Here is a 20,321-nt window from a genome sequence, read left to right as displayed (position 1 = left end):
TTTTGGTTTTTTACAATATTTTTGCGATAGTTAATTTGTTTTTTCACATTTCAATCATTATCAGTTGCTTCTTCGGAGCCAGTAGGCACATAGATCAGATGAAGGCCGGCTGCTGCAAAGCGCTCCTTATCCTCTTTTTTAAAGGGCACATTGCTTACCATATAGTCAAAATTGGTGGCAGCCGTTACAGAAAACACAGCAGCCTCCGGGTATTTTCCCGCTTCCAGCAAAAGAATGGTCTCTCCCGCGCTTTCCATAGCCAGCTTCTGAAAATGCATATCGCTCTCATAGTAGGAGGACAGGATCAGGTTCTTTCCAAGAGCCGCCCCGCTGAGGATGCATTTATCCACATGGAAGCTTTTTAACTGTTCCGCCATAAACTGCCCCTTGGTAGCCCCCTCTCTCTCATTGATCCAGCCGCCTAAAAGGAACACTCTCTTGCACAGCTTCCCCATCTCCACCAATGTAAGGATGTGAATTGAATTTGTAACAATCGTCAGGGTTTTCAGCAGTTCCGGAGCTTTTACAAGCTCCTTTACAAATTCTGCCGTCGTAGTGCTGCTCTCTATGATCAGGGTATCCCCCTTCTGTATCAGCTTTACCGCCTCTTTCCCCAGCTTCTGCTTTTCCCTGCGGCGCACGCCTTCTCTGAACTGAAAGGGAGAAGCCATTTCCGTATTTCCTGCAAGGGCGGCCCCGCCATGGACACGGACGATCTTGCCCTGTTCCGACAGGATATTTAAGTCCTTTCTGATGGTTTCCATAGAAACGGAAAGACGCTCTGCAAAATCCGCCACCGTAACAATGGGATTTTCCTTTAATATTTCTATGATTTCCTGATATCGTTCCTCTGCTTTATTCATTTCTCTCCTCCATATTGGTATTTTGATTTCATTATAACAGTTTTTTGGTTTTTTCCAACTATTTTTTATAAAGTTGTAAAATACAAAAAGACGTCTGATTTCTCAGACGCCCTTATAAGAATATATCTCACTGCTTATGGCAAAACAGCCGTATCGCTTTCGTTTTCAGCATCCTGCGGCCCGCAGGCCTCTTTCTCGTATCGGTCTGCCAGTTCATAGGCGCGATTTCTGGTTAAATCCACCAGGCTGGCTGCATAACTGATGCTTCCTACCCCTTCCGCCTTTCCAGACTGTCCGGCAGCCGTTTCACGATTTATGAGCCACTCCTTCTGCTCCTTTGCAAGTTCCTCCGCCTCCTCCTGAGGGAGGATTCCCAAAAGGGCATTGTACACTGCATTCAGCTCCCTGTCCCACATTTTGACTTCGGTCTCCGCAGATGTTTTAATGGAGTATACGTTCGGATCCCTTTCCTGCTCCTGCATTTTCTGGATCTGTGCGTCCAGATCATTCAGACGCTGTCTATAAAGTCCGCCTTCACACGGACTGTCTGCCTGTGAATCTGTGGCCGCTCTCCCACTTTCCGGGACTGCTGACCGGGCCATTGCAGGGACAGGCTCAGAGATTGCAGCGGGTTCTCCCGCCTCTTCTTCCTTTTGTTCCGTTTCCGGGACTGCCGTATCTGCCTGAGCCTGTTCCTGCACAGCGCCGCTCTCCTCCTTCTGAGCCTCTTCCTCTGTCTGTTCCTTAAACGGCCCCAAAGAAGCCTCTGTGGATATTTCTCCCTCAAAGGCGGCACTGTCTGCCTGTTTTTTTACTACAGACCTGGTATAACCGGTCACCAGAATGCCGATTACCAGAATCCCCAAAATCACCAGCCATATCCTTTTATCTTTCATATTCTATCATCCCTGTCTGACTCAATTTCACTTTCCAGTGATACATTATCACAAAAACGGATAATTGTGAATACGATTTTCAAAGGAGTAATACATTGTAAGATATCTGTAATATCTAAAAAGGACTCCTATTGGAGTCCTTCATCGATCATCAGATCAGTTCCGTCGGCAGCCGTCGTAGCCAGCTGGTCGCAGCGTTCATTTTCCGGATGGCCCGCATGGCCCTTTACCCATATAAAGGTGACCTGATGAGGCTCCTTTGCTTTTAAAAGGCGCTTCCACAGGTCAATATTTTTTACCGGCCCGCTCTTTCCCCGATCCCAGTTTTTTGCCACCCAGCCTTCGATCCAGTGTTTGTTAAAGGCGTCTGTCAGATATTTGGAATCGGAATAAAGGGAAACCGCGCAGGGACGGTTCAGGGCTTCCAGGCCTGCAATCGCCGCCATAAGCTCCATGCGGTTATTGGTGGTGCGGACATAGCCGCCGGACATGGTTTTTTCGTAGCACTTTCCGGTCCGGTCTGTATAGTGCATTACTACGCCGTAGCCGCCGGGACCGTCCGGGTTTCCCCGGGCGGAACCGTCTGTATAGATCTGTACTTCTGTCATTGTTTTTTGTCTCTCCTGTTGTTCATTGATAGGAAGCGGCACTTTACCGGTCCCACTTCTCGCACAGAGCCAGAATCTGCTCTGTAAACCGGGCCAGATCCCGGTTGGCACCGCCCTGGTTATGGCTGATCACAGCCAAAAGCCGGCTGCCTGCGTCTACCAGTCTGGTATAAACTCCTGTGGCCTTGCGTCTGGCCTCTGTCTCCTTCTCAACCAGAACCGGCTCTGTCTGGCAGATCCAGCAGTTCTTTATAAGGTCAAACTGGGAACCGGAGTACGGGGCATCCGCCGTCAGCCTGAGCTGGTTTTGAAGAGCCTCTGTAAAGGCGGTGCAGGATTCCTCATTTCCATGTACTACAAATACATGGGAGGGCTGTTTTTCAAAGGCTGAGATCCAGGCAAGGAGACCGTCTCTGTCTGCATGGCCGCTGATGCCGTCTATGGTTTCAATGTGAGCCCGCACGTCAATTTCCTCTCCGAAAATCTTTACCGCCGGCGCGCCATCCTGAAGAACCCTTCCTAAGGTCCCCTCGGCCTGATAGCCGGCAAATACGATCGAACACTCCGGGCGCCACAGGTTATGCTTTAAATGATGGCGGATACGGCCTGCATCGCACATACCGGCTGCGGAAATAATAACCTTGGGCATCATGTCAAAATTGATGTTTTTGGATTCATCACTGGTAACTGAAAGCTTCAGCCCTTTAAAATCAATGGGGTTGATCCCCCGCTCTACCAGTGCCTTTGTCTCATCATCATAGCAGTCCAGAAGGTTTTCCGTAAATACCTGTGTTGCCTCCACAGCCAGGGGACTGTCCACATACACCAGAAATCCATCGTGGCCGTGAACCAGATTATGTTCCTTGATATGGCGGATCATATAAAGAAGCTCCTGGGTACGGCCTACGGCAAAGGCGGGAATCACCACATTCCCTGAACGGTCCAGCGTTTCCTGGATGATCCTTGTCAGGCTCTCTACATAGGTAGTGGTCTTTTTGTGGTATCTGTTTCCATAGGTGGATTCCATCACCACATAATCTGCCTCTGAAATATACTGAGGGTCACGGATCAGCGGTTTGCTTTTATTTCCGATATCGCCGGAAAATACGATCTTTCGCTCCTCATCCCCCTCTTTGGCCCAGATTTCAATGGAAGCAGAGCCAAGCAGATGGCCCACATCGGTAAACCGGAGGGTCAGATTGTCATTCAGCTTAAACACCTGACCATATGCTACGCCCTCAAAATGGCTCAGTACGCCCTCGGCATCCTCTACCGTATAAAGAGCCTCTACCTCGCCGCGTCCGGCTCTTTTAGCCTTCCTGTTTTTCCATTCTGCCTCCATCTCCTGGATGTGGGCACTGTCGCGAAGCATGATCTGGCATAAATCCATCGTGGCATAGGTGGTAATGACCCGGCCCTTAAAGCCTCTGGCATAAATCCACGGCAGCAGGCCTGCGTGGTCAATATGGGCGTGTGTGAGAAAAACGTAATCAATCTCACTGTAGCTTACAGGCAGCTCTGCATTGACGTATGGATTATTCCCCTGCTCCATGCCGCAGTCGATCAGCACCTTACTGCCTCCTGCCTCAAGAAAATGACAGCTTCCCGTTACTTCATGATCTGCTCCGATAAAGGTTAGTTTCATATGCATTCTCCCCTCTGAAGGTGGTTGAATAAAAAGTATAATAGTCTGTCAACTTGTAGGTATTATACCATATTCACAGTATGATTTGCAATATTTATAAAAATTTTATATAATAATACAAATCATACCCCCATTACTATCATTGATGATCTTCTGCAGCGTATCCTGAAGCTTCATCTGGCAGTCCTCTGTCATCTGGGAGATCTTGGCCTGGATTCCATCCTCTACGATCTGTTCAATGGACTTCCCGAAAATATTGGCATCCCATACGCCCTCCTCGCTTTCTCCCGCATTGGATTTAATATAGGCGATGAGGTCTCTGGCCTGCTGTTCACTTCCCACGATTGGGGCAATTTCCGTCTCAATATGAGCCTTGATCAGGTTAATGGACGGAGCCTGCGCCTTCATTTTTACCCCGTATTTGTTTCCGTGGCGGATCACCTGTGGTTCGTCTAAGAGGATTTCCTCCCGCTCTGGCATCATGACGCCATACCCCTTGATCCGTGCCTGAGCCAGCGCATTTTTGACCTTTTCATACTCCTTCTGCATCCGGGCCAGACCGCTTAAGGTCTGCATCAGTTCATATTCTCCCCCAATAGGAAGACCCACATAATCGCTTAAGATCTGATAGTAATAGCTGTCGTCCATTTCCACTGCAAGATCCACGCTTCCGTCTGCCATTTCCATTTTCCGCACGGAAAGAGACTTAATGGCTCCCGATTCATCCTTCATCTCCCGTATTCTTAAAGCCACATCCTTCATGTGCTCCACCTTCTGTAAGATCTCTTTTGCCGTCTGGATCACCCGAGCCTTCAGCCAGTGGGATGCAGGAAGGATCTCCAGCCATTTTGGAATGTGAAAATCCATCTCCGTAACCGGAAATTCCTTTAAAACGCACTCTAAAATATGAAAAATGTCCTCTTTTTTCAGCTGCTCACAGTTGACCGGAAGCACAGACACCCCATACGTCTCCTCCAGTTCCTTTGCCAGCCGGGCAGTTTCTTCCGAATAGGGCTTTACGGAATTTAAAAGAATGACAAACGGCTTTCCCAGTTTTTTAAGCTCCTCTACGGTCTGGCGCTCTGCCGCTATGTATCCCGGACGTTTCAGATCCCCTATAGTGCCGTCTGTCGTCACCACAATGCCGATGGTGGAATGATCTCCGATCACCTTCCTGGTTCCAAGCTCTGCAGCCTGGGTGAAGGGGATCTCGTGGTCAAACCAGGGCGTCTTTACCAGCCGCTCCTCCTCATTCTCCACATGACCCGCGGCCCCCTCTACCATAAAGCCCACACAGTCAATCAGGCGCACTCTGGCTTCAATCCCGTCGTCCAGGGAAATTTTTGCCGCCTCCTTTGGGATAAATTTGGGTTCCGTTGTCATAATGGTTTTTCCCGCAGCGCTCTGGGGCAGTTCATCCCGGCTGATGGCGCGCAGATGTTCGTCCTCCATGGCCGGAAGAACCAGAAGCTCCATGAAGCGTTTGATAAAGGTGGATTTCCCCGTCCTCACCGGCCCCACCACTCCAATATAGATTTCTCCCCCGGTTCTGGCTTCAATATCTCTGTATACATTAAAATTGTCCATAAAAATACCCCCTTGCACGTTTTTATAATATATGCACAGGGGGTTCACTTGTATTACTCGCTTAAGTATGCCTTCTTTACCTGATCGTTGTTCATCAGTTCCTTTGCATCTCCGGAAAGAGCAATAGTACCTGTTTCCAGAACATAGGCCTTGTCTGCAATGGAAAGGGCCTTTTTTGCATTCTGCTCTACCAGGAGAACGGTCGTTCCATCCTCATTGATCTTCTGGATGATATCAAAAATCTCATTTACATAAATTGGAGAAAGTCCCATAGACGGCTCGTCCAAAACGATCAGCCTGGGGTGGCTCATAAGAGCGCGGCCCATGGCAAGCATCTGCTGCTCGCCGCCGGAAAGAGTGCCTGCCAGCTGGTTTTTCCGCTCCTCCAGACGGGGAAAGCGCTTATAGATCATCTTTAGCGTTTCTTCCATCTCATTTTTATCCTTGCGGGTGTAAGCGCCCATTTTCAGATTCTGAAGCACTGTCAGGGTAGCAAATACGCGCCGTCCCTCAGGCACATGGGCGATTCCCATGCTTACCAGCTTATAACCGGGTACACGGGTAATATCCGTTCCTTCATAGACGATCTTTCCTGCCTTGGCGCTTAAAAGGCCTGTAACGGTGTGCAGTGTTGTGGTCTTTCCCGCACCATTTGCGCCGATCAAAGCCACGATCTCTCCCTGGTCTACATCAAAGGAGATTCCCTTTAACGCCTGGATCACACCGTAATACACCTCCAGGTCTCTGACTTCAAGCATAGCCATAATATCCTCTCCTCCTATTCACCAAGATATGCTTTTACAACTTCCGGATCATGGAGCACCTGGCTGGTGGAGCCTTCTCTTAATACCTGTCCGAAGTTTAAGACAGTAAGCTTCTCGCAGATACCGCTTACCAGCTTCATATCGTGCTCAATGAGCAGAATCGTCATATCAAAATTGTCTCTGACAAAACGGATGGTATCCATAAGCTCTGCCGTCTCGTTGGGATTCATGCCTGCCGCAGGCTCGTCTAAAAGGAGCAGCTTGGGATCTGTAGCCAAAGCTCTGGCAATCTCCAGCTTTCGCTGCTTTCCATAGGGAAGATTGGAGGCCTTAAAATCACACTCTCCTGCCAGCCCGAATACTTCTAATAGGCTCATGGCTTTTTCATCCATTTCCTTTTCCGTCTTATGGTATCTTGGAAGCCGGAAAATCCCCTCTAGTGTAGAATACCTGTGATGATTGTGAAGACCCGTCTTTACATTGTCAAGCACAGACATATCCGTAAATAAGCGGATGTTCTGGAATGTTCTTGCAATACCCTCCTGATTGATCTGGATGGTGCTTTTTCCTGTGATATTTTTGCCGTCCAGCACAATACTTCCCGCATTTGGCTTATAAACGCCTGTAAGAAGGTTAAACACGGTAGTCTTTCCCGCTCCGTTCGGTCCGATCAGACCGTAAAGCTGCCCTTTTTCAATATCGATATGGAACCCGTCAACGGCCTTAAGACCGCCAAAGGAAATGCTTAAATTTTTTACTTCCAGCAGTGCCATTATGCCGCCTCCTTCTCTTTCTTTCTGAAATTCTGAGCAATCCGCTCTCTGAGCACTACAAACTGGGGTGCAGAGTTAAAGAGCATGGCAAGGATCAAAACAACTGCATAGATCAGCATACGATAATTGCTCAGTCCTCTCAGAAGCTCCGGAAGCATATACAGAACAACGGCGGCGATGACAGAACCGCGGATATTTCCGATCCCGCCCAAAACCACATATACAAGGATCATGATGGACATATTATAACCAAAGTTCTTCGGCAGAGCCGTTAAGGTAGTCAGGTTATGGGCATAGAGAACGCCTGCTACGCCTGCCAGAGCCGCTGATACAGAAAATGCCAGCAGCTTATACTTTGTAATATTGATTCCTACAGACTCAGCCGCAATCCGGTTGTCACGGATCGCCATGATCGCCCGTCCAGTCCGGGAATTGATGATATTCAAAACAATAAACAGCGTAACCAGCACCAGGATCACGCCAATGGTAAAGGTGGCTGCCTGGGGAGTGCCTGTGATCCCCTGAGCGCCCTTGATCAGCACCTCTCCGTCCGGTGCCAGCCCCAGAGAAAGAGAGTCCTTTAAAGAAAAATGGAAACCGGCGCTGTCTCTGCCGAGATAAATGGCATTTACAAGGTTTTTAATGATCTCTCCAAAGGCAAGCGTTACAATCGCCAGATAGTCACCCTTTAAACGCAGTACCGGAATACCGATAAGGATCCCAAAAACTGCCGCCGCCGCTGCTCCTATGAAAATTGCGATCACCAGGGAAAGGGTGGGATCAATGGAGCCCTTCATGCACTTGGAAAAAAGAGCACCCGCAAAAGCGCCCACACACATAAAGCCTGCATGGCCAAGGCTCAGCTCTCCTAAAATGCCTACGGTCAGATTCAGGGACACAGCCATAATGACATAAATGCAGAAAGGCACCAAAAGTCCCTTGACGAGGCTGGAAATATGCCCTCCGCTTATCATAAACTGCATGATCAACCAGGCAGCGATCACCATACAGTAGGTGATCATGTTATTGATAAATATTTTTTTCTTTGCTGTGCTTTTCATACCGGTACACCTACACTTTCTCTCTGATCTGTTTTCCAAGAATACCTGTGGGCTTCACAAGCAGTACAACGATCAGAACAGAGAACACAATGGCATCTGATAACTGGGAAGAAATATATGCCTTTGACAAAATTTCGATCACTCCCAGAAGGATTCCTCCGATAAATGCTCCCGGTATGGAGCCAATCCCTCCAAATACGGCAGCCACGAAAGCTTTGATGCCTGGCATAGAACCGGTGTATGGCGTTAAAGACGGATAAGCAGAGCACAAAAGCACACCTGCGATGGCTGCAAGAGCAGAACCAATAGCAAAGGTAAGGGCAATGGTACCGTTTACATTGATACCCATAAGGGTAGCAGCACCCTTATCCTCTGATACAGCCAGCATAGCCTGTCCTGCCTTGGAGCGGTTTATAAATATCACAAGCCCCGCCATGATAATAATACACGTTATAATCGTAACAATTGTTTCTCCTGTAACCGTCAGCTGTCCGTCTGCCAGACGCAGAGCCGGAAGAGTTACAACAGACTGAAAGGATTTGGTATCGGCTCCAAAGATCAAAAGAGCCAGGTTCTGAAGCAGATAGCTGACGCCGATGGCTGTGATCAGTACTGCCAGCGGGGAAGCTGCACGAAGAGGCTTATATGCCACTCTCTCGATCACAACGCCCAGAACCGTGCACACCACTACTGCTAAAAGCACACCTGCCAAGGGAGGAAGCCCCATGGAACCGGTTGCCACGAATACCACATAGCTTCCGATCATTATAACATCGCCGTGAGCAAAATTCAGCATCTTGGCGATTCCATATACCATGGTATATCCAAGGGCTATGATTGCGTATACGCTGCCCAGGCTGACGCCGTTGATCAAATAGTTAACAAAGCTCATTCTATAACACCTCTTCTATGGTTTACTACAGATAAGAGGGCTGTCTTACGACATCCCTCTTTCGGGTCTTTCGTTATGAAAATTTATTCCATGGCCGCATATGCGCCGTCTACGATCTTCACAGCCTTAGGTGCCTTGTGCGGCTCGCCGTCCTCTGTCCAGGTCATTCCGGTGCCGGTAAGACCATCCAGCTTGATATTCAGCATGGATGCCTTCATCGCCTCGCACAGATCGCTGACAGACATATCCGGTGTTGCCTTTGCATCCTCAATGGCTGCCTTTACAGCATAAACTGCATCGTAAGCGTCTGCTGCAAACTGGATCGGCGTCTCTTTGTAAGCATCTTCATATGCCTTTACAAACTTTACTGTGAGGTCATCCTTTGCATCAGCTGCAAATGGAGTTAAGAGCATCAGCCCTTCTGCCAGACTGGTATCAAAGCCCTCTACCTGAAGGATACCGTCCATACCGTCTACCCCAAAGAACTGGGGCGCAAAGCCCATGGTATTGGCCTGCTGAAGGATCAGAGAAGCCTCTGTGTAATAGATCGGAAGGAATACCATCTCAGCGCCGGCATCCTTTGCCTTCTGAAGCTGCGTGGAGAAATCCTTGTTGCTGTCGGCTGTGAATGCCTCTGCTGCTACGATCTCAATCCCCTGGGCCGGAGCTTCCTGAGCAAACTTCTCATATACCCCGCTGGAATATACGTCCGAGCTGTCATAGATTACCGCAATCTTAGATGCAAGCTTATGCTCTCCAATATAAGTAGCAGAAGCCGCACCCTGATCCGGGTCAGAGTAGCAGATACGGAATACGTTCGGATTCGCTGCACATTCAACAACGGAACCGGATGGCGTGATCTGGAACATATTATCAGCCGCTGTTTTATCCGCTACTGCAAGACATGGGGCTGATGTGGTGGTTCCTACCAGTACCTGCATTCCCCAGTCCTTTAAGGTATTATACGCATTTACACTTTTTTCCGCGTCATGTTCATCATCCTGGAACTGGAACTCGATCGGATAGCCATTGATACCGCCTGCTGCATTGATCTCATTTACAGCCAGCTCTGTACCGTGCTGTACAGCCATTCCATATACAGCCGCGCCGCCTGTAACAGGGCCGATCCCGCCGATCTTAAATACCTTCGCCGCTTCACTTCCGCCCTCAGAGTTTGCTTCTGCTGAAGCGGAACTTCCCTCAGCTTTTGTCCCGGCTGCCGAACCTCCGCAGGCGGTTAATGAAACTGCCATTGCTGCCGCAAGTCCTGCGCATAAAAGTCTTTTTTTCATAATATCCTCCTCCTGCAGTGCCAGACACTGTCCCTGCCCTCTTTAAAGCCGGAACACTGCTCACTGCATATTATAATGCTCTGCTGTATTAAAGCTTTCTTAAGATTATAAGAATTTCCCTCTGCATTGTCAACCGTTTTCCCTGATTCCTGCTATAACGAAAAGTTATTCCTTCCATTCCAGCAGAGCATTTTCTGCCCGCCGGTCCCTGAGCATCAGATCATACAGCGCATCCTTTGCAGGCTTTCCGTCAAAAAGAACCTCATTTACCTGCTCCACGATCGGCATGGACACCTGATATTTCTTAGAAAGAGCCCTGGCCGCTCTGGCAGAGTATACACCCTCTACTACCATTTTTACTTCTTTCATGGCTTCATCCATCGTATATCCCTTACCGATCAGGATACCTGCTCTGCGGTTTCGGCTGTGCATACTGGCGCAGGTAACAATCAGATCTCCGATTCCAGTCAGGCCGGAAAAGGTCTCCGGGCTTCCTCCCATGGCAGTACCAAGCCTGGTGATCTCGGCAATGCCTCTGGTGATCAATGCAGCCTTTGTGTTATCACCGCAGCCTAAGCCGTCCGCAATCCCCGCAGCAAGGGCGATTACATTTTTAAGCGCGCCTCCCAGCTCAATTCCCAGCATATCCGGACTGGTATACACCCGGAATACAGGGCTCATAAACAGGTTCTGCACCAGCTCCGCATCCTGTCTTCTGTGCGCTCCTGCCACGCAGGTTGTAGGGAGTCCCCTGCTTACCTCCTCTGCATGGCTGGGCCCGGAAAGAACCGTAACCCTGGCAGCCGGAAGCTCTTCCTCAATGATCTCAGACAGATTTTTAAGAGTCGTATCCTCAATCCCCTTGGCTACATTGGTAATGACCTGCCCTTCCTTTAAAAAGGGAGCCATCCTGTGCGCCGTTTCCCTCACATAAACCGATGGAACCGAAAGAACCAGAAGCTCCTTATCCTTCATAGCCTGCTCAAGATCTCCTGTCACACGGATCTTCTCCGGGATCGGCGTATCCCCCAGATTGGGATGGCGTCTTGTGGCTGTAAGCGCTTCTACCTCCGCAGGAACCGCAGACCACAGCTCCACCTCATGGCCGTTTCCCGTAAGGAGAACCGCTAAAGCAGTTCCCCAGGTTCCTGAACCGATCACACCAATCTTAGACATATCGTACCCCTCCTGTCACTGTATTTATGTATTTACTGCTTTTTGGCTCCCACTTTATTTTCCGTGCCCTTTAAAAGACGGCCGATATTCGCCCGGTGGCGCCAGAAGGCCATGACCGTGATCACGGCTGTCACAGCTGTAAACTCCAGTCTTCCCGGTATCAGGCCATAGGCTCCGCGGAGATTCTGTACTGCGTCCCAGACAAGAAGGATCACAGATACCACTAAAGAACCTAACGATACATAGCGTGTCACTGCCACAAGCAGAATAAAGCAGGATAGGCAGATCACAGTCAGTCTCCAGTCAATGGAGAAAATAATTCCCGCTGTGGCTGCAATTCCCTTTCCTCCCTTAAATCCTAGATAAAAAGGGAAATTATGTCCCAGGATCACTCCAAGGCCCGTATAGAGCATATACACATACATAAGCTCCGGCTGATCCTTAAACAGCAGCCGCGTGATAAAGCAGGGGATCACGGTTTTTAAGAAATCTCCCACAAAAACCGTAAGACCTGCTTTTTTTCCCATTACACGCAGGGCATTGGTACTGCCGGAGTTGCCGCTTCCGTAACTGCGTATATCAATGCCGTGAAGTTTTCCATAAATATATCCGGTCTGAAAGAGGCCGCACAGATAACCGGCGGCCAGACAAATGATGCGTTCCATTTCTCATATCCCCTTGTATTACTGATCTTTTTCCTTCCGTTCCCGGATGATGAATTTTAAGGAGGTACCCTTAAATCCAAAAGCGTTTCGGATCTGATTCTCCAGATATCTCGTATAGGAGAAATGCATCAGTTCCTTATCGTTTACAAACACCACAAAGGTCGGCGGCTTTACAGATACCTGGGTCATGTAGTAAATCTTTAAGCGCTTGCCCTTATCGGAAGGCGGCTGCTGCATGGCTACTGCCTCTGTCATGATCTCATTAAGAACACCGGTCGCTACACGGAGATTCTGGTTCTGGCGCACCATATCGATCATGTCAAACAGCTTTGGAAGACGCTGTCCGGTGGCAGCCGAGATAAAGATAAATTCCGCATAGGGCATGAATGCCAGAGTTTCCCGGATTTTATTTGTATACTGGTAAATGGTCTTGTCATTCTTCTCAATGGCATCCCATTTATTTACAGCCACAATAATTCCCTTGCCTCTGTCATGTGCAATTCCGGCGATCTTTGCATCCTGCTCCGTAACGCCTTCCTTGGCATCAATGACCACAACCACAATGTCCGCCCGCTCCACTGCGGTTACCGTACGGATAATACTGTAGCGCTCCAGTTCTTCTTTGATTTTATTTTTGCGGCGGAGTCCCGCTGTGTCGATAAATACATAGGGCGTACCGTTGTGGACAATCTCTGTATCCACTGCATCTCTGGTAGTTCCGGCAATATCAGATACAATGACCCTGTTTTCTCCTAAAAGCTTATTGATAATGGAAGATTTTCCCACATTGGGCTTTCCGACCACCGCAATTCTCGGACGGTCATCCTCCTCTTCCTCTGAGGCAGTTCCGTCAAAATGTTTTACCACCTCATCCAACAGATCACCGATCCCCAGACGGGATGCCGCAGAAACAGGAACAGGATCGCCGATTCCCAGATTGTAAAACTCATATACGTCATTTCCAAATTTTGCCATGCTGTCCACTTTATTTACAGCCAGCACAACCGGTTTTCTGGATTTGCGGAGCATATCTGCCACCTTGGAATCCGCATCTACCAGTCCCTGACGCACATCTACGATAAACACGATCACATCTGCGGTGGAAATGGCGATCTCCGCCTGCTCCCGCATCTGGGATAAAATGATATCGCTGGTATCCGGTTCAATACCGCCTGTATCAATTAAAGTGAAATTCATATCCAGCCAGGAACAGTCCGCATAAATACGGTCTCTGGTAACGCCTGGGGTATCCTTTACAATGGAGATGGTATCTCCTGCAATTACATTAAACAGCGTAGATTTTCCCACATTGGGTCTTCCTACGATGGCTACCACTGGTTTGCTCATTTATCTTTATTCCTCCTACTTATATGACTCGTCCGACAGCTCATCAAGCTCATAGCCCTCATAGCCGTAGTCTGCTCCAAGGCCTGCTTCATCCTCCGTTTGTTCTGCTTCCAGCTCTGGATAAAGAACCGCCTTTACAAAATCGCGCCCGCTTGATTTTACTATACGCACCTTTACTTGTAAAGCCTTTTCTGCGTCCTCGGCCGTGAGATCATCCAAAAAAACGGTCTCGCCGCTGCGGAACATATTTACCGGAAGAAGAAGGTATTCTCCCAGCTCTTTGCCCTTTAGCTGGGCGATCACATCCTGCCCGGTGAGAAGGCCGGATACAGTGATGGATTCTCCAAAAAAATCATTTCTTATGGGATAAATATGAATGGTGCGGCCGGGGAATTTTTCATTGATCCATCCGGCATATTTCTTTATATAAGGATAGGGAAGGCGGCCGGTTGCAATGGAAACGGTACGGTTTTGACCGTCATCAGAGTACCCTTTTAACGCCTCCTCTACTTCTGAGGCCAGAAGCCTCAGCATTCCCACTCCGTTTTCCAGCTGGATATAACCGTCATATCGCTCCTCCTCCGGAAGGGGGCGCTCTGCCAGAATATACCACTCGTCGCTGGCGTGGATAAAGTGGATCCCATGCTCCTTATACAGCTTTTTCTGCCACATCTCGATCAGGTCGATGACCTGGCAGGCGTCCTCCTTTGTAAACGGTTCTAAGGGGTACAGACCGTCTCTGTACTTGGAAAGCCCCACCGGCACCACAGATACGCTCTGCATACAGGGAATATACTTTGTAAGATCCTCAATGGAACGCTTTAACTCCTCCCCGTCATTGACACCCTTGCACAAAACAATCTGTCCGTTCATGGGCGTACCTGCCTCATAAAGGCGGTCGATCAGTTTCAGGGATTGTCCTGCAAAACGGTTGTGCAGCATCTTGCAGCGAAGCTCCGGATTGGTGGTCTGGACAGAAATATTGATCGGAGCCAGTTTAAAGCGGATGATCCGCTCGATATCTTTTTCCTTCAGATTCGTAAGGGTCACATAATTTCCCTGGAGAAAGGACAGTCTGGTATCATCATCCTTAAAATACAGTGTTTCCCGCATTCCCGGAGGCATCTGGTCAATAAAGCAGAAAATGCACTTGTTGCTGCAGGATCGGTACTCGCTCATAAGTCCGTTTTCAAACGTAAGTCCCAGATCCTCATAATCGTTTTCAATGTCAAGCTCCCACTCTTCTCCGTCAGCCTTTCTCACCGTCATAAGCATGGACGGACTGTTTACATAGTATTCATAATCGAATATATCCTCTATGGGATTTCCGTTGATCGTAAGGACACAGTCTCCCGGCTCCAGCTCCAGTTCTTCGCCAATGGAACCCGGATCTACCTTTGAAATAAGATGTCCCTTCAGTTTCTTTTCCATATTATTTTAACCTCAATCTGTCTGTATTCTGATGTTCTTTTTCTATCATAACAATTTTACCTATGTTTGTAAATGGCAACTTCCCAATGTATTTTTCAGTAAAATCTCTGTAAAGCCTTGACCAGAATGGCGGGAAATGGTATATATCATATGTATGCCCTCAGACAGGGACGGCCTGTCCGCCTTGTTTTCTGAGGAAAACCGTCACTACAATGGACAAAGGAGTAAGCTTTCATGGCTAACAATTTCGTATTTAATGATTCCCTCCCCGTTGCACCTTTAAAGCTGGCTGCCCTGGAAAGCTGCCGGGACTTCGCCTCCAAGGTCAACGATCACATTGTGCAGTTCCGCCGCAACGATATTGAGGAACTGACCCGCCGCAAGGCAGACCTGCGCTACCGCGGATATGATGTGGATTCCTATCTGTTGGACTGCCACTGCCCGCGCTTTGGCACTGGCGAGGCAAAAGGCGTGATCAATGAATCTGTACGCGGCAACGATGTATTTGTAATGGTTGATGTAATGAACTACAGCATCCCCTACACTGTATGCGGCTACACCAACCACATGTCCCCGGATGACCATTATCAGGATTTAAAGCGTATTATCGGTGCCTGCTCCTCTACAGCTCACCGGATCAATGTAATTATGCCTTTCCTCTATGAAAGCCGCCAGCACAAGCGCAGCAAGCGCGAGTCCTTAGACTGTGCTATGGCACTGGAGGAGCTGGTTGCAATGGGCGTAGAAAACATCATTACCTTTGATGCTCACGACCCCAGAGTGCAGAATGCCATCCCCCTTTACGGCTTTGACAACTTCCTGCCTACGTATCAGTTTGTAAAAACACTGTTCTCCCACGATACTACCACAAAGATCGACAAGGAGCATCTGATGGTGATCAGCCCGGATGAAGGCGCCATGAACCGCGCGGTATATCTGGCAAACAACCTGGGCGTAGATATGGGTATGTTCTACAAGCGCCGCGACTATTCCAAGGTTGTAAACGGACGCAACCCCATCGTAGCCCATGAGTTCTTAGGTTCCTCCGTAGAAGGCAAGACCGTTCTGATCATTGACGATATGATCTCCTCCGGTGAAAGTATGCTGGATACCTGTAAGGAATTAAAGGAGAGAAAGGCTGCCAAGGCGATCGTATGCTGTACCTTCGGCCTGTTCACCAATGGACTTGAGAAGTTCGACGAGTATTTTGAGAAGGGTTATCTGGATTATGTGATCACAACCAACTTAAATTACCGTCCAAAGGAGCTCTTTGACCGCAAGTGGTATCTGGAGGCAGATATGAGCAAATACACCGCTGCTATTATCAACTCCTTAAACCATGACCGTTCCATCGGAGCAACCCTTTCTCCTACAGAGAAGATCCAGAAGCTTGTAAGAAAAAGACAGCAGATCATCTAATGATATCATGAAACCCCGTCCGGGCCGCCATCAAGGGCCTCCCGAAGACGGGGTTTTTCATTGCCGTATCATTTCAGGCATAAAAATGCTGCCAGAGTTCCTCTTTTAGCCCCAGCCTTCCGGTGGGAAAAAAGCACCTCATGGTTGCACATGGTACAGATATTGGCCGTGTGGATCTGCTCTTTTTTTAGTCCAGCTTCCAGAAAAAGGATTTCATTTGCCGTCCACAAATCCAGCTGATATTTGCCCGGAGCCTTTCCTTCTGTAAAAAGGGAAGAATGCCATCTGGGAGCAAAGGCTTCTTTAAATTCCTCCACCACCTCTTCTCCCACTTCAAAGCAGTCCTTACAGATGCTGGGGCCGATGCAGACCACCAGATCCTCAGGCCGTGTTCCGAAGGCCTCCTTCATGGCCTTTATAGTTTCCTGCCCCATGGCCTTTACCGTCCCCCGCCAGCCGGAATGGCTTAAGCCGATGGCCCTATGGGTCCGATCCACAAAATACAGCGGCACACAGTCCGCATAAAAGGTCACAAGGGTCTGGCCGGGTACATCTGTGATCATCCCGTCTACATCCCTGTAATCTCTGGGAATGATCACCCCTTTTCCCTCATCTGCCTTGGTCATACGCCGGACATTGACTGTATGGGTCTGCCAGGATACGGTCATCCGGTCTCTGTCTACCCCAAGAGCCGTGGCCATTCTGGTAAAATTTTCCAATACATCCTTCGGATCGTCCCCTCTGGTATAAGAAAAGTTCATAGATGCGCAGTCCCCTTTGCTTACGCCTCCAAGCCTGGTGGAAAAACCGTTGATCACAAGGCCGGTTTTTTCAAGAACATCAAAGGAAAGATACGGCACTCCTCCCTTTTCTCTTGTTGTAAGAACCTTCGCACTGTTTTTATACTTCCACTGAATCATAGAGCATTCTCCCCTGTATCTTTTGATCAATTCTTTTAAAAAGCATCCTGTATCCACTGAATTGATTCTCCCATAATACCTACTGCGTCAAAGCGGCAGGGTGTATCCTGAGAAATGCGGCGGATATACATATAATAAGCGGCCGTATGGCGGATTTTTTTCTGTTTGCGTCCATCAATGGCCTCCAGGGGAGAGCCGCAGCCCGGACCGGATCTGTATTTTACTTCTGTAAATACAAGGCAGGCGCCGTCCATCAGGATCAGGTCAATCTCCCCTTTGCGGCAGCGGAAATTCTTTTCCAGAAGCCGCAGCCCTTTACTTTGAAGAAAGGCAGCCGCTGCATCTTCATAACGGCTGCCTGTTTCTCTTTTATTCATTCTGCTTCCTCTGCAACAAAGTTTTTAATAAAGCTTCTTCTGTGGATCGGACAGGGCCCAAGCTCCTTTAAAGCCTGAATATGGGCCGCCGTGCCGTAACCCTTGTGCTTTGCAAAGCCGTAACCGGGATAGATTTCATCATATTCTGCCATCATGTGATCCCTTGTAACCTTTGCCAGAATACTGGCGGCAGCGATGGATACGCTCTTTGCATCTCCCTTTATAATAGATACCTGCGGGATCTCTACCTTTGGAATCTGGACCGCGTCATTGAGCAGAATCTCCGGTACCGCAGAAAGCCCCCAGATTGCTTCCCTCATGGCCTCATAGGTAGCCTGCAGAATATTGATTTCATCAATCCGGGCCGGAGAAGCAGTCCCTACGCACCAGGATACAGCCTTTTCCTTAATCTCAAGAAAAAGCTCTTCCCGTCTCTTTTCTGACAGCTTTTTAGAATCATTCAGATAGAGGATCTGACAGTCCTTTGGCAGAATCACTGCCCCTGCCGTAACCGGCCCTGCAAGGGGCCCCCTGCCGGCCTCATCAATCCCGCAGATCAACGTATAATCTTCATATTCTTTTTCATAGGCTTTCATCGCCTCCAGTCTGGCAAGCTCCTTTTTCAGACGTTCTCCCTTTAATTCACGCGCCATTTATTTCACCCTGTCTGTGTAATCCTGTGCCTGCTCCAGACTGAGCTTTCCAAGCTTTCCGGAACGGAACTCATCTAAAAGAAGGGCAGAGGCTCTGGCAAGATCCAGCTCTCCTCCCTTCATCAGGCACGCACGGTTTTTCGCAATCCGCTCCAGCATCCGGCTTGCCTTCAGATTCTGCTCCTCTTTTGACAGTTCCTTCCAGGCACTGTTGTCTTCCGTTTCTCCCTCAGCAGCATCCCCGTAGCGCTCTGTGAGCACGCCGGGATAAATCTGCTCCAAAAGCCCGATCAACTCCCAGGCCAGCTCTTCCCGGTTTAAAATCTGGTCGTTAATGGAGCCGATCAGAGCCAGATGCAGGCCTACGGTCTGATCCTCAAATCTGGGCCACAAAATACCCGGAGTATCTAAAAGCTCCAGCGTTTTATTCAGACGGATCCACTGGTTTCCCTTTGTGACACCGGGCTTATTTCCCGTTTTGGCGCAGGCCTTTCCGGCAAAGGAATTGATAAAGGTGGACTTTCCAACATTTGGGATTCCCACTACCATCGTACGGATAGGACGGTTTAAAATCCCTCTTCTGCGGTCTCTTTCAATCTTTTCCTTACAAGCCTCCTGGATCACAGCCTGAACCTGCTTTAAGCTTCCCTTATTTCTGGCGTCAATCTTTGCCACATGGATGCCCCGTGATTCAAACAGAGCGGCCCAGGCTGCATTTTTCGCCTCGTCTGCCAGATCTGCCTTATTTAACAGAACCATCCGCGCCTTCCCGGCTGCCAGCTCGTCAATATCCGGATTCCGACTGGAAAAGGGCACTCTTGCGTCCACCAGCTCGATCACCAGATCAATGAGCTTCATATCCTCTTTCATTGCCCGTCTGGCCTTTGTCATATGGCCCGGGTACCACTGTATATTCATCGCTTATAACTCCTCGTTCTTCTCATTTTTACTGCCCGGTTTTTTCACTGTCCTCCGGGGATAAAATCAAGCTTTAACAGGGGAAGAAAACGCAGCCATACCCGGCCGAGGATCTGATTTTCCTTCACATTTCCCACATTGGAAAAACGGCTGTCCTCACTGCTGTCCCTGTTGTCTCCCAGCAGAAAGTATTCATCCTCCGACAGAAGGACCGGACTTTCTGCACGTCCGGCTAAAGAAACAAGATCCAGTCCTTCAGGGGCTTTTAAGGGGCTTCCATCAATATAAACAAGGCCATTTTTGATCTGTACCGTTTCTCCGGGAAGCCCAATGACCCTTTTTACATTTTTCCTTCCATCTTCCCGTTTAAACACTACGATGTCAAAACGCCTGGGACGCCTCACCACATAAGTGATCCGGTCCGTAAGCACCACATCGCCCCCGTCTAAAACCGGTTGCATGGAATTGCCTGAGATTTCCACCTGGCCCCCATAACCATAGACTAAAAACCAGGCGCAGGCTAAAACTACTACAATATTCACCACCCAGCTGACTGCCCTGCGAAGCCAGGCGGTATCTTCATTGATATAAAAATCCAAGTCTGCCCCCGATTCTGTTTTCAATCCGCAGCTACTAAAATGGGGACAATTTTCATTGTCCCCGTTTTGTCTGTCTTACTTATTTAACTAACTCTTTTACCTTAGCAGCCTTACCTACTCTGTCTCTTAAGTAGTTCAGTTTTGCTCTTCTTACTTTACCCTTGCGGACAACCTCAACGTTGTCTACGCTTGGGGAATGTAATGGCCATGTCTTCTCTACGCCGATGCCGTTGGAGTTCTTTCTAACGGTGAAGGTCTCTCTTGCTCCGCCGTTCTGTCTCTTGATCACAACGCCCTCAAAGATCTGGATTCTCTCGCGGTTACCCTCTTTGATCTTGTTGTATACCTTTACGGTATCACCTACGTGGAAGCTAGGTACGCTTTCCTTTAACTGTGCTGCTTCGATATTCTTGATAATTTCGTTCATTGTGTGAA

At 48.8% G+C, this 20,321-nt stretch carries 21 protein-coding genes; 1 reads left to right on the top strand and 20 read right to left on the bottom strand.

All coding sequences use genetic code 11. The annotated features are described in order from the left end of the window. Positions 1–50: 50 nt before the first annotated feature. The 14 genes from WKT10_RS05995 to WKT10_RS05930 form a co-directional block, all read right to left on the bottom strand. Positions 51–863, bottom strand: coding sequence for a DeoR/GlpR family DNA-binding transcription regulator (locus WKT10_RS05995; protein ID WP_340276103.1), 813 nt, complete (start codon positions 861–863; stop codon positions 51–53). 134 nt (positions 864–997) lie between these two features. Next, a complete protein-coding gene (locus tag WKT10_RS05990) occupies positions 998–1,759 on the bottom strand; it encodes a lysozyme inhibitor LprI family protein (protein WP_296038265.1) in 762 nt (253 codons plus the stop codon). 128 nt (positions 1,760–1,887) lie between these two features. Continuing rightward, positions 1,888–2,367: a ribonuclease HI gene (gene rnhA, locus WKT10_RS05985; protein WP_340276100.1), complete on the bottom strand. Its 480-nt coding sequence runs from the start codon at positions 2,365–2,367 to the stop codon at positions 1,888–1,890. Positions 2,368–2,410: 43 nt separating this feature from the next. Further along, a complete protein-coding gene (locus WKT10_RS05980; RefSeq protein WP_340276099.1) occupies positions 2,411–4,018 on the bottom strand; it encodes an MBL fold metallo-hydrolase RNA specificity domain-containing protein in 1,608 nt (535 codons plus the stop codon). A 99-nt stretch (positions 4,019–4,117) separates the two neighbouring features. Continuing rightward, the gene (spoIVA, locus tag WKT10_RS05975; protein WP_066548820.1) at positions 4,118–5,599 is read right to left on the bottom strand and encodes a stage IV sporulation protein A; all 1,482 of its coding nucleotides are present in this window, start codon (positions 5,597–5,599) and stop codon (positions 4,118–4,120) included. Between the two features lie 53 nt (positions 5,600–5,652). After that, positions 5,653–6,363 carry an ABC transporter ATP-binding protein gene (locus tag WKT10_RS05970; RefSeq protein ID WP_066548825.1) on the bottom strand — a complete coding sequence of 237 codons (711 nt, stop codon included), beginning with the start codon at positions 6,361–6,363 and terminating at the stop codon, positions 5,653–5,655. A gap of 14 nt (positions 6,364–6,377) precedes the next feature. Further along, positions 6,378–7,136, bottom strand: coding sequence for an ABC transporter ATP-binding protein (locus WKT10_RS05965; protein WP_066548831.1), 759 nt, complete (start codon positions 7,134–7,136; stop codon positions 6,378–6,380). Continuing rightward, complete coding sequence (locus tag WKT10_RS05960) at positions 7,136–8,197, bottom strand: branched-chain amino acid ABC transporter permease (RefSeq protein ID WP_340276094.1); 1,062 nt, start codon at positions 8,195–8,197, stop codon at positions 7,136–7,138. Before WKT10_RS05960 ends, WKT10_RS05965 begins: the two co-directional genes overlap by 1 nt. A gap of 10 nt (positions 8,198–8,207) precedes the next feature. Beyond that, positions 8,208–9,089, bottom strand: coding sequence for a branched-chain amino acid ABC transporter permease (locus WKT10_RS05955; RefSeq protein ID WP_066548837.1), 882 nt, complete (start codon positions 9,087–9,089; stop codon positions 8,208–8,210). Between the two features lie 83 nt (positions 9,090–9,172). Continuing rightward, a complete protein-coding gene (locus WKT10_RS05950) occupies positions 9,173–10,381 on the bottom strand; it encodes an ABC transporter substrate-binding protein (protein ID WP_340276091.1) in 1,209 nt (402 codons plus the stop codon). A gap of 165 nt (positions 10,382–10,546) precedes the next feature. Beyond that, positions 10,547–11,557 carry an NAD(P)H-dependent glycerol-3-phosphate dehydrogenase gene (locus WKT10_RS05945; RefSeq protein ID WP_066548841.1) on the bottom strand — a complete coding sequence of 337 codons (1,011 nt, stop codon included), beginning with the start codon at positions 11,555–11,557 and terminating at the stop codon, positions 10,547–10,549. 32 nt (positions 11,558–11,589) lie between these two features. Beyond that, complete coding sequence (gene plsY / locus WKT10_RS05940) at positions 11,590–12,222, bottom strand: glycerol-3-phosphate 1-O-acyltransferase PlsY (RefSeq protein ID WP_317438796.1); 633 nt, start codon at positions 12,220–12,222, stop codon at positions 11,590–11,592. A gap of 18 nt (positions 12,223–12,240) precedes the next feature. Continuing rightward, positions 12,241–13,569, bottom strand: coding sequence for a ribosome biogenesis GTPase Der (gene der / locus WKT10_RS05935; protein WP_066548845.1), 1,329 nt, complete (start codon positions 13,567–13,569; stop codon positions 12,241–12,243). Between the two features lie 15 nt (positions 13,570–13,584). Further along, a complete protein-coding gene (locus WKT10_RS05930; RefSeq protein ID WP_337433253.1) occupies positions 13,585–15,000 on the bottom strand; it encodes a DUF512 domain-containing protein in 1,416 nt (471 codons plus the stop codon). Positions 15,001–15,234: 234 nt separating this feature from the next. On the opposite strand from WKT10_RS05930, the gene WKT10_RS05925 reads away from it, so the two are divergent. Beyond that, positions 15,235–16,419, top strand: a complete 1,185-nt coding sequence (locus WKT10_RS05925; RefSeq protein ID WP_066548847.1) for a ribose-phosphate pyrophosphokinase — start codon at positions 15,235–15,237, stop codon at positions 16,417–16,419. Positions 16,420–16,487: 68 nt separating this feature from the next. Here WKT10_RS05925 and pgeF read toward each other — a convergent pair whose 3' ends face one another. The 6 genes from pgeF to rplS form a co-directional block, all read right to left on the bottom strand. After that, positions 16,488–17,339, bottom strand: a complete 852-nt coding sequence (pgeF, locus tag WKT10_RS05920; RefSeq protein WP_066550848.1) for a peptidoglycan editing factor PgeF — start codon at positions 17,337–17,339, stop codon at positions 16,488–16,490. Between the two features lie 35 nt (positions 17,340–17,374). After that, complete coding sequence (locus tag WKT10_RS05915) at positions 17,375–17,716, bottom strand: YraN family protein (protein WP_066548851.1); 342 nt, start codon at positions 17,714–17,716, stop codon at positions 17,375–17,377. Next, entirely contained in the window at positions 17,713–18,369 is a 657-nt protein-coding gene (locus tag WKT10_RS05910; RefSeq protein ID WP_337433251.1) for a ribonuclease HII, read from the bottom strand. The genes WKT10_RS05915 and WKT10_RS05910 overlap by 4 nt, the downstream gene beginning before the upstream one ends. Continuing rightward, positions 18,370–19,287 (bottom strand): ribosome biogenesis GTPase YlqF, encoded by a 918-nt coding sequence (ylqF, locus tag WKT10_RS05905; protein WP_066548856.1) that lies wholly within the window; start codon positions 19,285–19,287, stop codon positions 18,370–18,372. It lies immediately after the preceding gene. A 44-nt stretch (positions 19,288–19,331) separates the two neighbouring features. After that, positions 19,332–19,886: a signal peptidase I gene (gene lepB, locus WKT10_RS05900; protein WP_317438813.1), complete on the bottom strand. Its 555-nt coding sequence runs from the start codon at positions 19,884–19,886 to the stop codon at positions 19,332–19,334. Between the two features lie 79 nt (positions 19,887–19,965). Beyond that, entirely contained in the window at positions 19,966–20,313 is a 348-nt protein-coding gene (gene rplS / locus WKT10_RS05895) for a 50S ribosomal protein L19 (protein ID WP_066548861.1), read from the bottom strand. Positions 20,314–20,321: the final 8 nt, after the last annotated feature.

Origin of the sequence: Enterocloster sp. HCN-30185 (assembly GCF_037890305.1) — a bacterium.
Lineage (GTDB): Bacteria > Bacillota > Clostridia > Lachnospirales > Lachnospiraceae > Enterocloster.
Note: the sequence above shows the minus strand (reverse complement) of the source record. Positions and strands in the feature narration are given on the sequence as shown.

Bases quoted from the DNA above. Each gene is read 5' to 3' on its own strand.
- WKT10_RS05995 (WP_340276103.1), bottom strand. From the start codon at position 863: ATGAATAAAGCAGAGGAACGATATCAGGAAATCATAGAAATATTAAAG.
- rnhA (WP_340276100.1), bottom strand. From the start codon at position 2,367: ATGACAGAAGTACAGATCTATACAGACGGTTCCGCCCGGGGAAACCCG.
- WKT10_RS05910 (WP_337433251.1), bottom strand. From the start codon at position 18,369: ATGGCGCGTGAATTAAAGGGAGAACGTCTGAAAAAGGAGCTTGCCAGA.
- plsY (WP_317438796.1), bottom strand. From the start codon at position 12,222: ATGGAACGCATCATTTGTCTGGCCGCCGGTTATCTGTGCGGCCTCTTT.
- WKT10_RS05950 (WP_340276091.1), bottom strand. From the start codon at position 10,381: ATGAAAAAAAGACTTTTATGCGCAGGACTTGCGGCAGCAATGGCAGTT.
- WKT10_RS05980 (WP_340276099.1), bottom strand. From the start codon at position 4,018: ATGCATATGAAACTAACCTTTATCGGAGCAGATCATGAAGTAACGGGA.
- pgeF (WP_066550848.1), bottom strand. From the start codon at position 17,339: ATGATTCAGTGGAAGTATAAAAACAGTGCGAAGGTTCTTACAACAAGA.
- rplS (WP_066548861.1), bottom strand. From the start codon at position 20,313: ATGAACGAAATTATCAAGAATATCGAAGCAGCACAGTTAAAGGAAAGC.
- WKT10_RS05970 (WP_066548825.1), bottom strand. From the start codon at position 6,363: ATGGCTATGCTTGAAGTCAGAGACCTGGAGGTGTATTACGGTGTGATC.
- WKT10_RS05915 (WP_066548851.1), bottom strand. From the start codon at position 17,716: ATGAATAAAAGAGAAACAGGCAGCCGTTATGAAGATGCAGCGGCTGCC.
- WKT10_RS05925 (WP_066548847.1), top strand. From the start codon at position 15,235: ATGGCTAACAATTTCGTATTTAATGATTCCCTCCCCGTTGCACCTTTA.
- WKT10_RS05965 (WP_066548831.1), bottom strand. From the start codon at position 7,136: ATGGCACTGCTGGAAGTAAAAAATTTAAGCATTTCCTTTGGCGGTCTT.
- WKT10_RS05960 (WP_340276094.1), bottom strand. From the start codon at position 8,197: ATGAAAAGCACAGCAAAGAAAAAAATATTTATCAATAACATGATCACC.
- WKT10_RS05990 (WP_296038265.1), bottom strand. From the start codon at position 1,759: ATGAAAGATAAAAGGATATGGCTGGTGATTTTGGGGATTCTGGTAATC.
- spoIVA (WP_066548820.1), bottom strand. From the start codon at position 5,599: ATGGACAATTTTAATGTATACAGAGATATTGAAGCCAGAACCGGGGGA.
- der (WP_066548845.1), bottom strand. From the start codon at position 13,569: ATGAGCAAACCAGTGGTAGCCATCGTAGGAAGACCCAATGTGGGAAAA.
- ylqF (WP_066548856.1), bottom strand. From the start codon at position 19,287: ATGAATATACAGTGGTACCCGGGCCATATGACAAAGGCCAGACGGGCA.
- WKT10_RS05930 (WP_337433253.1), bottom strand. From the start codon at position 15,000: ATGGAAAAGAAACTGAAGGGACATCTTATTTCAAAGGTAGATCCGGGT.
- WKT10_RS05945 (WP_066548841.1), bottom strand. From the start codon at position 11,557: ATGTCTAAGATTGGTGTGATCGGTTCAGGAACCTGGGGAACTGCTTTA.
- WKT10_RS05955 (WP_066548837.1), bottom strand. From the start codon at position 9,089: ATGAGCTTTGTTAACTATTTGATCAACGGCGTCAGCCTGGGCAGCGTA.